Genomic DNA, 14,042 nt, shown 5'->3' on the forward strand with positions numbered 1-14,042 from the left:
AATCAGGCACTCCGGTTTTCTGTATCGGCGGATGTACGGGAAAAGGCCGCGCCGACGCGGTAGAGCAGACGCTCGGCGGCGCGGATGCTGCCGGTCTCACGGGCGGCCTCGGCCCAGACCGAGATCGGGAATTCCCCGGTGAACAGCAGATCACGCTCGATGCCCATGCCGAAGGGAAACCGGACTGACTGCATCTCGCTCAGGCTCCACGAGCCCAGTTCGGGAGAACCGAGACGGCCAAGCCGAACATGATGTCGCCTTCCTCATCGAGTTCGGTGGCGAGCCAGACGCCCTCGCCGAGGGGGTTGAAGAACTTCACGACCGGGATGTGATCCTGATCGCGCTGGCGACCATTTGCCAGCAGGCGGTCGCGCTGTGTGCCGGTCAGAAGGATCATGCCGCAGCCCTCCGGTCGGTTACACTGGCATCCAGCTCCACGGTGTTCTCGCCCGGCAGATGCGACAGCAACCAGTCCGCCGCCTTGCTGGCCTGCGAGGCCGCACGGACAATGGCGCGGGAATCCTCGCGCATGACCTCCAGCCACGACCCGATGTAATCGGCATGGCGCACGGTCGGCACGATTCCGAGCGCGGCGCAGCTGAAGGCCGCGGTCTGTTCCGCAATCATTTCCTCGAAGGCGTATTTCTTCGAGCCGAAAGATCCGGTCAGATCGCGATTGCGACGGCTGTGATGGCCGCTGGCGTGACCCAGCTCGTGCAGGGCCGTCCGATGCCAGTTGATCGGCTCGAAATAGGCTTGCGGAGGCGGCACCTGCACATAGTCGAGGGACGGCATATAGAAGGCGCGATTGCCACCGATACGGAAGTCGATGCCGGTGGCCCGGATCAGCGCCTCGACCCGAGGTTCGATCGTGCCCGGCGGGGGTGGCGGCGCGACTGCCGTGATGTCATCGGGCAGGCCATCGCATTGTGCGGCATTGAAGACCGTGAACCGCTTCAGGAATGGAATGGCATGCGCATCCTCACCCGTCTCGCTGGCCCGGCGCTTTTCGTCCTCGGGGGTGAAGCGGTCGGCATAAACGACGGTGGTGCCGCGCTCGCCCTTGCGGACATTGCCGCCAAGCGAAAGCGCCTGGCGAAAGGTGAGCCACGCCTGACCGGGAAAACCATGCTGGATGACAGCGCCCCAGAGGATGAGAATATTGATGCCTGAATAGGACCGGCCGGTTGAAGCATTTCTCGGCAGGCCCAGCGGGGCGCTATCGGGTGACGCCCCCCAGGGCTGGACCCAGGGCAGACGCCCTTGCTCCAGCTCGGCGATGATCTTGTTGGTGATGTCGTCGTAAAGGTTGCTGCGCGCGCCACCGTCTACGGGGTTGCGATTGTGTCTGGCCATCGGGATGATCTCCACGACGGGCGTCGGAAGCCTCTCTTCCAGCCCTCAACCCGTCACGGAAAACCCGTCCGCACTCTCACTCTGAAGGGGGCGTTGCGGGGCCTCCCCGCTGATGGGGGGGGCGTCGGCAACGCTAGTGCCGACCAGGGGGAAAGCTTTCCCCCAAATGCTTCTGTATACTGGACAAAAAGAGCTTTGCTGGTTTCTTATGCAGGCTAACCCGACTCGTGCCGGTCGGAAGACGAATATTGCATGCCGCAATGATTATCTAAGTATTTACGAGGAATTTTCGTGGCCCGTTATAACCCAGATGCTGATCTTTCTCCCCTTTACGAGACGATGGATCGTCTTCGCACTGATTGCCTGATCGGCGATGGTTCCCTGCTTTCACCTGGACGCTCACTCTGGACCGCTGAACACTTTGCGGAGTTGCAGCGTACCTACGTGCAGAACCTCGATGAGGGCGAAGGCAAGTTCTTCGAAAAGCTGAAAGTCCAGCTGTCTGACGCAACCGCTGAAGCGCACTGCCTGATGGCCGAGCTGATCTGGCTACTTTATGCCTTCCAGCGCCGCGATGTCTCTCCCCCGACCAAGGATCGGAAAGTCCGCGAGGTTTGGTCCTGGTCGGGCCAGGATTTGCCGCAAGATGTGGCGGCTCTGACCGAACAGGTTCTTTACGGTGTCGGCCGGGCTGGCCAAGGATATAACAACAATAAATGGCGCGAGCTCGTTCTGTTGATTACCGCCATGCAGGATCTCAAATCCAGGCCTGTTGATGAACGTCGACGCCTGCTCGGGGACGGCGGCGCATTTGCCAGTTGGTTCGAGATACAGCTGAACGGCGAAAATCGGCAACTGCGTCATATCCTGCCCTTCCTGCTTTTTCCTGACAGCTTCGAGCGCATCAGCGCCGGCCAGCATAAACGGGATATTCTGGCTTGCTTCGGGGCCACAACCGCAGCCGATGTCGGTGCTATGAGCATAGCCAAGCTCGATGACGCACTTCTGACTTTGCGCAAGAGCCTTGAAGCCAAGCATGGTTCACACGTCGATTTCTACGAAGGTGACTTCAGGCCCGTCTGGCAGAAGTCGAAAGAAAAGAAGGCGCACTCGACAGATAAACTGGATGAAGAAGCCGTCGTGCCAGCTCCATCCGGTTTTGAACTGAATACGATCTTCTATGGCCCTCCGGGTACGGGCAAGACGTTCAGCACCGCACAACGCGCCGTCGAGATATGTCTAGGCCAGGTGGCGTACGATCCGGGTGCAGTGCGCGCGTCCTATGAGCAACTGGTCAAGGACGGGCGCATCGGCTTCGTCACCTTCCACCAAAGCTATACCTACGAAGATTTCGTCGAGGGACTGCGACCCAAGCCGATGGCATCGGGCGCAGGCTTCACGCTCGAACCCGAAGCAGGTGTGCTGAAAGTGATGGCAGAGCGGGCTTCGAAGCAGGCCGGCAACCATGTCCTCATCATTGACGAGATCAATCGCGCCAACATCTCTAAGGTTCTGGGCGAACTCATCACGCTTCTTGAGGCGGACAAGAGACGGGGAGCGCCTGCGGCGATCACCGTCACACTTCCTTATTCCAAGACCTCATTCTCTCTTCCGGCCAATCTGTACATCCTTGGCACGATGAACACGGCCGACAGATCCATCTCGCTGCTGGATACAGCACTGCGTCGGCGTTTCGTGTTTGAGGAACTGCCACCCGATTCCGCAGAACTCGCAGGCATCGAGCTCGATGATAGTGCGCTCGATCTTGCAGCAATTCTGGACAACCTCAATCTACGCCTTATCTATTTTCTGGGAGAGGATGCCCAGATCGGCCACGCCTGGTTTATGGGCGTCAAGACGAAAGCCGAACTCGATCGCGTCATGGCATTCAAGGTCATCCCGCTGCTGCGTGAGTATTTCCATGACGACATTGAACGGGTTCGCATTGTTCTGGGCGGCGGCGACGGCTTCCTGAATCGAACCCCTATTCCGGTTCCCAAGGGGGCTGAGGGATTTGCTGAGGATCGGTATCGCTATTCCGATGTTTTTCGGGAAGAAGGCGCATACCCTGAAGCAGCTTACATGGCTCTTCTGGGACAGGAATAATGCCCAAACAGAAAAGCCATTGCTCGCTGCCGGAATGGTCCTCTCTGCCCATTGGACCCGACGGCATCAGCGAAGGACAAGCCGAGCAACTGTATCTTGCCGCAATCACGGCTGCCCGCAGGCTTGGCGTGGCAGAGAACGGCGTGCTGGCGCGCGGTTTTCGGAAGCTGGAAACCAAGCAGGTTTGCGGCATTATTTCCGTTCCAGGGATAAGTTTGGAAATCCTGCCCAAGCTCGCCGACGAGGACGGTGCATTGCGAGCGACCCTTGTGCGGATGATTGCGGTCGCCTTTGACATACCGCTTTCAGAAGGGCAGATCGCGCAGATGGGCGCACAGGACAGCGACCTTCTCGAAGCCTTTATCAATCTGTTTGTCAAACGCCTGGCAGAACAAGCGAAATCCGGTCTGACGCGCGACTATGTGCCTGAAGAGGATATTCTGCCTAAGCTGCGAGGAGCGCTCGATGTGCGGCAGCAGATCGTTCGCCGCTCGGTTGATCCTTCCCGCCTGCATTGCCGGTTTGACGAGTTTTCCGAGAACACGCCGCTCAACCGGCTGTTCAAGGCCAGCCTGTTGCGCGTCATCCCCTTTGTGCGCTCCGAGCCTCTGCGTCGCCGGATCGCTAACCTGACAGAGCGCTTCATCGACATCCCCGCCAGCCCCGTCCCTCTGAGGGAGCGGATCGTCTGGAACCGGATGAATGAGCGCTTTCGTCAGGCGCATATGCTTGCGCGCATGTTGCTGGAAGCAGAGTGGCAAAACACGAGTTCCGGACACGGCACGGGCATTTCGTTGCTCTTTCCGATGAACCTGCTGTTTGAACGGTATGTTGCCCGCTGGCTGCAACGGGTTCTTCCGCCCGGATCAGTGTCGGTTCAGCGCCGACAGCACACCCTGTTGCAGCATGGTGCCTACCCTCTGATCCCGGATATCGTCATTGACACGCCTGAAGGTCCACTGGTCATTGATACGAAATGGAAGGATCTCGGCGAACATTCAGGCTCCGCGCCAAATGTGAGCCAAGCCGATCTTTACCAACTCGCGTCCTATGGGGCGGTCTATAACGCAAGCCGCGTCATACTTCTTTATCCTGGACGGAAGCGCACGCCGCCAACGACATGGCACTATACCGCCACAGACCGCAGGGTGGAAATTTGGCAAGTCGATTTGGCACAGGCAAGACAAAGACAGGATTGGAAGATCATCACTTACGCCATGATCTATTTTAAGGAAGACAGTAATCCTCCCATGGCAGATATTCCGATGATGAGATCAGTTTTGCGATAAGCCTGCAGGCGGCACGAGCATTTTGACAGAAGTTGATAGACACTGACAATTCATCACTTCAGAAGAAGTTAGGGCTATGTAAACACACTATTTGCATCCACCCGCGTCGGGCTTTTGATGAAATATAAAAACAGCACCAACGATTATACGACGGCATTATATTTGGGGGCGTGAAAATTGAAGCTACACAATGTGAAGATAGAAAACTTCCGATTGCTGCAGGATGTCGAGATTGGTTTCGAAGATAGAACCACGCTGATCGTGGGGCGAAACAATAGCGGTAAAACATCTATTGCAGAGCTTTTCCGCCGACTCCTCTCAGAAAAGACTCTCACCTTCCGTCTCGAAGATTTTTCTCTCGGCTGTCACGAGAAGTTCTGGAACGCTTTTGAGGCGTTCAGCGCCGGAGCGGAGGTTTCAGACGTACTGGATACACTTCCCGTCATTCGTATAATAATTGATGTTTCGTACGACGTTGACATGCCGGACCTTTGAGCATTGGGCGACTGCATCATCGACCTAAATCCAGATTGTACATATGCGCGTCTTGTCTTGACTTTTGGCCCTCGACCCGACGCAACTACATTTCTCTTCGCCGATCTCCCTGCATCAGAAGAAGATGCAGAGGTTGCCAGAAGTGCGCTTTTCCGTGCTCTGGGAGCGCGGGTTTCTGCCGCCTACATCTCGATTTTAGAAGCGATTGATCCTAACGATCCCACGAATAGGAAGCCTCTCGAAACGAAAGTGCTCACTTCTATAATACAAGGCGGCTTCATCAATGCGCAACGTGGATTGGGTGATGACACGAAACGCGAACGAGATGTTCTTGGAAAAGTCGTAGAAATACTTTTTCAGTCGGCACTAAGCGATCCGATCGACCCTGAAAAACGGACTACCGCCGAGCAGTTGAAAATCGCTGTCGAAGACATTCAAAGCGATCTGCACAGCGACTTCAATGTCAAGCTTACATCGCTGCTGCCAACCTTCGAACTGTTCGGCTACCCCGGACTGGCTGATCCAGGACTCATCACTGAGACGAGCTTTGACGTCGAGAGATTGCTAAGCGATCACACCAAGGTCCGTTATGTCGGGAAGAACGGGATAACACTTCCAGAAACCTACAATGGTCTCGGCGTGCGTAATCTCGTCTTCATGCTGCTGCAACTCTTGCGCTTCTTTCGCGAGTATCAGGCAACACCGACGGCGGCTGGAGTGCATCTAATATTCATCGAAGAGCCGGAAGCGCACCTTCATCCCCAGATGCAGGAGGTATTCATTCGGCAACTCGATCAGATCACGAATGCTTTCGTCACTCAATTGAACGATAATCACCCTTGGCCCGTCCAGTTTGTCGTTACGACGCATTCGCCGCACATGGCTAACGAGGCCCGCTTTGAATCCATGCGCTATTTCCTGTCGAAAGCGGACGAAAATGGCGTCCGGCGGACCATCATCAAAGATCTTCGCCGGGGCATGGGAGCTGCGCCCGAGCCTGATCGGGAGTTTCTACATCAGTATCTGACGCTCACCCGTTGCGATCTGTTCTTTGCCGATAAGGCCGTCCTGATCGAGGGAACGTCGGAACGCCTCCTCCTTCCGACAATGATTCGAAAAACGGACAATGCGGCACCTGGAGCACCGCAGCTCGGCAGTCAATACCTCACCGTCATGGAAGTAGGCGGAGCCTATGCTCACCGCTTCTTCGATTTGCTGACGTTCCTCGAACTCCGCACATTGATAATTACGGACATAGATGCGGTTCGTCCCAATGCAAACAACAAGCGCGAGGCCGTACCTGTCGCCCAAGGGCAATTCACGAGCAACGGTTGTCTAAAGGCATTGTACGGTGCCGATATATCTCCGGCTGCCTTGCTCATCAAAACACCAGACGAGAAGATTACCAATGGCAGACGCATCGCGTACCAGATTCCAGAGCAGGATGGTGGAGCGTGCGGGCGGAGCTTCGAAGATGCGTTCATAATCGCGAACCCTGGCCTTTTCGCGCTTGGAGAGGAAGATGTTGCAACGGCGGCGTATGAACTCGCTGCGGAACAGAAAAAGTCCGCCTTTGCTCTGCAATACGCGATCACAAACACCGAGTGGAGTGTTCCCCGTTACATCTCTGAAGGTTTGAGATGGTTGGCACAGGGTAATCCGGCCCCTGTGCCTCCCCCGGGGGCCGTAGCGGTCGAAATTCTCGCCGAAGCTGCCGGGGTCGAGATCGCCCCGATCCAGGGAGGCGAACATGGCTGAGGGACAAGAAAGCCCCGCAGATGCCGCTGGTCGCATTGCTCTGGAACGCATGTTCGCTTGCCTGGATGAAGGACGCAGCTTTCGTCTAGAGGCGGGCGCCGGAGCTGGGAAAACCTATTCTCTTGAGAGAGCACTTCGCAGATTGATTGAAAAGCAAGGCTCCGCGTTGCTGCGGCAGCGCCAACAGATCGGCTGCATCACCTACACCAACGTCGCCAAGGACGAGATCATTGCCAGAACGAACGCGCACCCTGCGGTGAGACCCGAAACCGTGCACGGTTTTTGCTGGTCAATCCTTCAGGATTTTCAGCCTACGCTTCGTGAACTGGTTCCCGGGTTGCCGACATGGGAAGAGCGGCTTGCGGAAGCCGGCGGCGTCGGTCATCGTCGTATTCATTATGAACTTGGCTACCCCGGCGTGACAGACGATCAGGTTTCACTTCGCCATGAAGATGTATTGTCGCTGATGATTCAGGCGATGAGTCGCCCCAAGTTTCGTCGGGTTCTGACTTCACGATATCCCATTCTGCTTATCGACGAATATCAGGACACGGATGCCGGATTCGTTGATGCGTTGAAAGCGTGGTTTCTTGATCGAGGTGAAGGCCCCTTGATCGGTCTTTTCGGGGACCACTGGCAGAAGATTTACGGCGAGGGATGTGGGCTGGTGGAACACCAGGCACTGGAGGTTATAGACAAGCAAGCGAACTTCCGGTCCGTCGATGCGATTGTGCAGGTCCTCAACCGTATGCGTCCAGACTTGCCGCAGATGGTTAGCGATCCCGCTGCACAGGGTGAGACCCGTGTATTTCATACAAATAACTGGCCGGGACAGCGACGAACCGGACAGGGAGGCGGCCACTGGAAAGATGATACCAGTCCCGAGGCAGCTCGTGCTTACTTTCAGCATGTGAAGGATCGGCTGGCAGCAGACGGCTGGGATCTATCGGTAGAGAAAACAAAAATACTGATGCTCAGCCACAGTATCCTTGCTCGGGAGCAAGGATACGAGAACATTCGGAGCATCTATGGCCAGTTCAACGATCCTTGGTTGAAGAAGGATGATCCTCACATCAAGTTTCTTGCGGACCAGCTTGAACCCGCCTGCGCTGCATTCGAGGCCAACCGGTATGGGGAAATGTTCGAGGCGTTCGGGTCGGGCATGCCGCGCATCCGTCGTCATGAAGACAAGATCGCCTGGACCAATGGTATGAACGTCCTCATTGCGTTGCGGCAGACCGGGACGATTGGCGAGATAATCGACTTCATCGCCGCCCAGCCGCACATGCGGCTGCCGGCCGCTGTGGAGCAACGCGAAGCGAAGCTCGCTGAGGTCGGAGATGAACCCGTAGAAGGGGAATCCCGCCGGATCACCCAGCTTAGAAAGCTACGGACGGTTCACTATACGGAATTGATAGCGTTGGATCGTTTCATCGACGGGCACACGCCATTTGCTACGAAGCACGGCGTGAAGGGCGCGGAGTTCGAGAATGTTCTGGTGATCGTGGGACGTGGCTGGAACAAATACAACTTTGTACAGACCCTAGAGTGGATGGATGCAGCGCCTCCTGCTGACAAACAGGAGTTCTTCGAGAACAATCGGAATTTGTTCTATGTTGCATGTTCACGCCCCAAGGTGCGCCTAGCTTTGCTTTTTACTCAACTCGTGAGCCCCGCTGCGATGGTGAAAATCACTGATTTGTTTGGAGAAGATAATGTCGTCCCCTTGCCGCCGAATCCACAGGTCGCGGAAGTAGCAGGAGTGGACTGAACTGACGTCGACACGAAATACTTGAAATGATCTGGGAGATTCATGGGTAATCCTCCCTGTTTAACAAGTTGCAGAAGTAAAATTCACGCAGGGATCGGAACTGCTTTCGCTAGGATAACATCTGCGGCAGACAGTCCATACAATGTGCTGACACGGTGTTCAATCTGCTCGCGTAATGCGGTCGCATTGCGCTCGTAAATCGTTTTTTGGCGGGGCGTTCGCGCCGCTAGCACGGCATCGTTGGCGTCGATCAACTGGCGAACCAGCGTTTCAATCTCGGTGCGCTGAATCGGAGTCGCCGGCGGAATCGGCAGATGCTCGATGAACTGCTTGCCGTGAGAATAGTAACCGCCCCGGAAGGGGCTTGTGTGCGTCCTGACCATCGCTTCGCTCAGGGGATGATGCAGCACCGCCAGCAGGAAGAAATTGCTTTCCGGTGCGCCGTCCTGTGGGCGGATCAGGTAATACGGGCCGTTCCCGCCGCCAGTCATCATGATGTTGCTCTCGTCGTAAGCATATCGGGCTTCGAGCGAGAGAATGGGCAGGATGATCTTCGGGCTGTCGAACTTTGTCAGGCTTTGGGAGCGGCCAAATTGGTAGAATTGCCGATCGGCGGCGGTGCCGCCGACGACATTGCGGCGTTCCAGCTCGGCTTGTCGGGCCGTCAGATATGCGAAGCATACCGGAAAAAGCCGCGCCATGTCTGCCGGTTGGATCAACCGGGCCATGGTGCGAGTGCCGTTGTGGGCGATCTCATAAGGGAAGATCATCCATGCGTTCGCTTCGGCACGCGTGTAGGGGTGGAGCCTGGCATCATGCAGGCAGGGCCGGAGAATGCCGCGCTCGATCGGCCAATCCCGGCCGTCCCACCGCAGCGTCACTGTGTCGGCCGTCTCAGCCGCCGCGCGGAAAATATAGATCGGGTCGGCGCTGGTCTGGACGCCTACGAAGATTTCCGCCGCGTTCCCCAGCTCGCGGCCGCAGGCCGCCCGCACGCGCGCAAATAGCGCGCGCGTGTCGTCGTCCGCGAACTGCCAAGGATCATCCGTCAGCTCGACCGCCGGCAGCACATTCCTGGGGCCGGGCGTCCCGTAGCGCCACGGCTCCAGAGCGTCGACGCGCTCCACCGTCACATCCGCCTTGCCCTGCCGGTCGAGGATTAGCAGGCAGGTGTAATTAGCCGCCTGCCGCCCGAAGACCTGCTGCACGCCGAAATGCACGATTTCCTCAAGGACGTGACCGGCCGTCACCAGGCGGCGGAGCGCCCGCCCAGCATGAATCGTCATGAACTTGTGCGGGATGATGAAGCCAAGCCGCCCATCCGGCCGGACAAGAGACAACGACCGCTCTATAAACAGCGCATACTTGTCGAAATTGTCCTGCCGCGCCGTCGTGTAGGGCGAGGCCGCGTTCTGGTAGAAAGCGGCCTCTTCCGGGGAATACGCCTGCATGTTTTGGATGCGGATATAGGGCGGGTTCCCTACGATCACGTCGAATCCGTCCCGTGCCGTTTCCACGGGGAACTCGTCGGCCCACGAGAACGGATTGACCTTCTCCAGCAGCCGGGCGGGCAGCGCTCCCCGCGCGGCCGTCCATTCCGCTTGACTGACGAGGCTGTTGCCCACCCGCAGCGTTCCTTCCAGCTCCGGCAGGGCCGGCGTGCCGGTGCGCTCGACGTAATCGCGCAAGCCGGCCGCGCCTTCGTCCTCGATCAGCTTCAGAAGGAGGCTGAATCGGGCCACCTCTACGGCATTTGCATCAATGTCCACGCCTCGGACATGGGCCAGCAGAATGCGGCGCTTTTCCTCGAAGGTGAGCCGCCACAGTCCTGCCCCGGCTTCGTAGATCGTCCGTCCGACATGCGCCGCGCGGTCGTTGGCCTGATACCAAGCCAGATAATGGTCGTTCAGGAACTCGAACACCGAGAGCAGGAAGATGCCGGAGCCGCAGCAAATGTCGGCAACCGTGAACACCGCGAGATCGGTCGGGGCCTTGCCGGCGAGGTGCGGGCCAAGCGTGCGCTGAACGATGGCATCAACGATATAACGGGGCGTCGGCACCACGCCGCCGCTTTCCCGGACTTCCGGCTTGCTGGTGATATCGACTGCGCCGGCAGCGTCGATCGTGATGATCTCGCCCAGGAACTGCTCGTAAATTTCACCAAGCACTTCGGTTTCGACGACGGCGAAGGTGTATGGACTCTGCGGATAATATAACTCGTTAATGATCCCACTCAGCACATCATCGCTGATGCGGACGCCTAGCCGGGCGTCGTCGAGAAGCCGGAACAGGCCGGAATCATAGAAGGCATCCGCTCGCCGCAGCTCCGCCAGTAAGGCATTGAAACTGCCGTCGCCGGCGGCGAGGTCGCGTAGGGTTTCATAGCGTTCAATGTCGCGGTCTTCACAGATGCGCAGGAATACGATCCGCAAAAGAAAAAGCTGCACCGCATACGTAAGCTCTTCCGGCGAGAGGCCGGGCGTGTTGCGGTGAATGTCCTGCGCCAGCCGTTCGCGCCACGAACGCACTTGGCGGAGGAAGAAATCGTCGAACTGTTCCGCCCCATGGCGCGTCACATCGACAGAGAAACGCCGGTCGAAATCACCCGAATAGATTGCCGCGCGGGAGAGCAGCGGCCACAGCTCGTCAAAGCGAGCCTCGAACTCGTCGTAGCGCACCAGCAGAATGCGCGCGACATTCGCTTCGTCGGTCAGGTCGGGCTTGGGCTTACAGTCATAGACCGCAAGTTGATGGAAGTTGGTCAGCACCGCGATCGGCAGGCTGGCGGAATATCCGTAACGCCGCGTCTGAAACGCCGCGTCCCGGTTGCGGTCGATATGGATGCTCGGCTTTTTGGCTTCGACGAACAGCTTGCGTTGGCGAGCAAGGCGCAGTTCATAGTCCGGCTTCTTGGAGAGCCGCTCTTCGCCAACCTCAACCGTGGCCTCTTCAATTACTTCCCGCAGGCCAAGAGGCTGGCCAGCTGCATTGTGCACGTCCCATCCGAACGCCGCGAGTAATGGCGTGATGAAGTCGGTGCGGGCCTGCGTCTCGTTATAGACGGCGCGCAGATAGTCTGCTTCGTTGCGCCTGAAGCTCTGAACCAGCTCGCCGACCCGAGCGCGCGCGGCTGCCTTCAGGTCTGGACTAGTCATGTCGCCTGTTTCCGCGTACCGCGCCGGCGAGAATTGCGACGGTCCCTCATCTGTGTCCAAACGCTTTTCAAAAGGTCGCAGTCTGCGGCGCTCAGACCCATATGCTCGCGCAAAATAATTTTCGCATTTTCCTCAAGCACCGCGTCCAAACGTCCGGCCCGGACAAGTTGATCGACGTCTTTAAGCGGCATGGCGCCGTTGAGCTTCGCCGGCATCAATAGCCGCTCGGCTTCGGTCGGTTCCAGCTCTAATACGCCGCCGCCATAGCTACGCCCCTCGATCTCGGCCGAAGCGGCTGTAAGCCATGTATAGGTATTGGCGATCACCCGCTCCGGCTTCGCACCATGGCTGCGCATCCGGTGGATTGTGTCGGTGGAGGTCGCCCCTGAAGCATTCAACACCATGCGCGGAAAGTCGTAAATTTGCCGGAAGGCGAAGCCATCCGGCACCCAAACAGAAGGCACCAGATACCACGGTTTGCGGATTGAGCATTTGTATCCTTTGTGGAACTCCTTCCGTTCGCCATCCTCAATGTATTGCCGTAACTTCGCACTCAATTCGCTGGCCTGGGCCGCGCTGATATTGAGCAGATGCACGCGGTTTCCATCGGCGGCGAGGGATCTCCAATCGGCCTTGCCCAGCTGGCTTCCTTTGAGCTGTACGGAACGCGACACTAAGGGTGTCGTGTAGCCTTCAAGGCCGAAGTCTTCGACCTGATCAGTTGAAAGTACGAAAAACTCATTCTTACCCGTGACCACGCCCACGTCGATACTTGCGTGTGTGGACATGGAGGAGGTGATTTCCGCATCGCGTAGCGCACGCATGAAAGAAATCTGCCGGTTGTCTAGGAAGTATTTCAGCCACTTCTCGCTGTCATGGCGCATGATCTTCGGTTCGGCCCGCTCGAGCAGCAGGGCGGGCCTGATGTCGGTGATGTCGGCCACAGTCTCCGCCGCCGTCAGCGCGACCCGGCAGGTGTTGTCTTCGGTTGCGGCGGCCAGTGCGCCATCCGCCAACAGCAGCACGACCTCCTGTTCAGCGTTCTCAAAGAACAGCTCGTTGCAGGCGATAACGTCGATACGTTCGAAATGATCTGTCAGGTACGACCGGAGTTGAGCAGCATAGGTGACTTGTAGAATTTCGGCCGGCAGGACGAGCGCCAAGCGGCCACCTGGTTTCAGGCTGGCCGTCGCCGCAACGACGAAGGGCACCCAGATGTTGGTCAGACGGTTCGGTTTCAGCCCCTGGTCGCCCATGATCGCCATGGCGCGAGCGCGGTGCGGTTCGGGGAAAGACTGATAGCGAATAAAGGGAGGGTTGCCCACGATCACGTCGAAAGCGGGTTGATCGGTTCCCTGCCACCAACCGAAGAAATCCGAGTTGCAAACGATTTTGTCCGCGGCTTTTCCGAGATCGGGGCGCAGGCGTTCCGTCGCCGCGCGCGCTTCTGCGGTGACGATCTCAACACCGGTGAGGTGATGTGGAATGTTCGTAGGTGTCACGCCCAACGACAAAAGTCGCTGGGCGGCTGCTTCCAAGAAAGCGCCGTCACCACAGCTAGGCTCCAGTACGGTGTCATCAGCAGACTGGATCGCCCATTCACAAAGCCACGCTGCGACCTGTGCAGACGTGTAGTACCCACCTCGCAACTTGTCTTTGTCTAGGTCAGCAAAGCGACCGCGCGGTGAAACTGTAGAAGCGGCAACCTTTGACTTAGGAGCGCGAGGTTTGGTAGTGTGAGCGGAAGTCATTCTTTCCCCATATGAAGCAGAGGCATGTCTTCCTTGAGGAGACGGTCAACCGCTTCGCGGACGACCCATGCTACTGATACTCGATTCTTGCGGGCAATCTCGTTTAGCTCCCTATGCTGCTCCGCTGTCAGGCTGACTGACAGGCGATGGGCCGATTTGTCATCGTGGACATGTGGTGAGTTCTGCATAGCGGCTCTAAAGTGATTTGCCTTTGCACCACCATGCACCACATCGGTGCAAGGCGCAACACGGCCCGCCAGTCATAGAGATACAAATAGCGGAGCATCCGGAATCGAACACGGCAAGTCTGTCGGTGCCTAGCCAATCCCTTTTCTACGCCACGGTATCCTATTCACCGCAC

Annotated in this window: 9 protein-coding genes and 1 pseudogene; 5 read left to right on the forward strand and 5 right to left on the reverse strand. The window is 57.6% G+C overall.

All coding sequences use genetic code 11. The features are described 5' to 3' along the window. Nucleotides 1-2: 2 nt before the first annotated feature. Nucleotides 3-397: pseudogene (locus tag J2126_RS01640) on the reverse strand (DUF2958 domain-containing protein). Beyond that, nucleotides 394-1,356 (reverse strand): ArdC family protein, encoded by a 963-nt coding sequence (locus J2126_RS01645; protein WP_209483361.1) that lies wholly within the window; start codon nt 1,354-1,356, stop codon nt 394-396. Before J2126_RS01645 ends, J2126_RS01640 begins: the two are co-directional and overlap by 4 nt. Nucleotides 1,357-1,647: 291 nt before the next feature. On the opposite strand from J2126_RS01645, the gene J2126_RS01650 reads away from it, so the two are divergent. The 5 genes from J2126_RS01650 (at nt 1,648) to J2126_RS01670 (ending at nt 8,775) form a co-directional block, all read left to right on the forward strand. Then, nucleotides 1,648-3,462: an McrB family protein gene (locus tag J2126_RS01650; RefSeq protein ID WP_209483363.1), complete on the forward strand. Its 1,815-nt coding sequence runs from the start codon at nt 1,648-1,650 to the stop codon at nt 3,460-3,462. Then, complete coding sequence (locus J2126_RS01655) at nt 3,462-4,751, forward strand: McrC family protein (RefSeq protein WP_209483366.1); 1,290 nt, start codon at nt 3,462-3,464, stop codon at nt 4,749-4,751. The genes J2126_RS01650 and J2126_RS01655 overlap by 1 nt, the downstream gene beginning before the upstream one ends. A 192-nt stretch (nt 4,752-4,943) precedes the next feature. Further along, nucleotides 4,944-5,246: an AAA family ATPase gene (locus J2126_RS01660; protein WP_209483368.1), complete on the forward strand. Its 303-nt coding sequence runs from the start codon at nt 4,944-4,946 to the stop codon at nt 5,244-5,246. Between the two features lie 3 nt (nt 5,247-5,249). Continuing rightward, nucleotides 5,250-7,004 (forward strand): ATP-dependent nuclease, encoded by a 1,755-nt coding sequence (locus tag J2126_RS01665; RefSeq protein ID WP_209483370.1) that lies wholly within the window; start codon nt 5,250-5,252, stop codon nt 7,002-7,004. Next, entirely contained in the window at nt 6,997-8,775 is a 1,779-nt protein-coding gene (locus J2126_RS01670; protein WP_209483372.1) for a UvrD-helicase domain-containing protein, read from the forward strand. Before J2126_RS01665 ends, J2126_RS01670 begins: the two co-directional genes overlap by 8 nt. Before the next feature lie 83 nt (nt 8,776-8,858). Here J2126_RS01670 and J2126_RS01675 read toward each other — a convergent pair whose 3' ends face one another. The 3 genes from J2126_RS01675 to J2126_RS01685 are packed head-to-tail and all read right to left on the reverse strand — an operon-like array spanning nt 8,859 to nt 13,869. Then, the gene (locus J2126_RS01675) at nt 8,859-11,930 is read right to left on the reverse strand and encodes an Eco57I restriction-modification methylase domain-containing protein (RefSeq protein WP_209483374.1); all 3,072 of its coding nucleotides are present in this window, start codon (nt 11,928-11,930) and stop codon (nt 8,859-8,861) included. Then, nucleotides 11,927-13,681, reverse strand: a complete 1,755-nt coding sequence (locus tag J2126_RS01680) for an Eco57I restriction-modification methylase domain-containing protein (RefSeq protein ID WP_209483376.1) — start codon at nt 13,679-13,681, stop codon at nt 11,927-11,929. Before J2126_RS01680 ends, J2126_RS01675 begins: the two co-directional genes overlap by 4 nt. Continuing rightward, nucleotides 13,678-13,869, reverse strand: coding sequence for a ribbon-helix-helix domain-containing protein (locus J2126_RS01685; protein WP_209483378.1), 192 nt, complete (start codon nt 13,867-13,869; stop codon nt 13,678-13,680). Before J2126_RS01685 ends, J2126_RS01680 begins: the two co-directional genes overlap by 4 nt. Between the last annotated feature and the right edge of the window lie 173 nt (nt 13,870-14,042).

This window comes from Xanthobacter flavus (assembly GCF_017875275.1).
Taxonomy (GTDB): Bacteria; Pseudomonadota; Alphaproteobacteria; order Rhizobiales; family Xanthobacteraceae; genus Xanthobacter; species Xanthobacter flavus_A.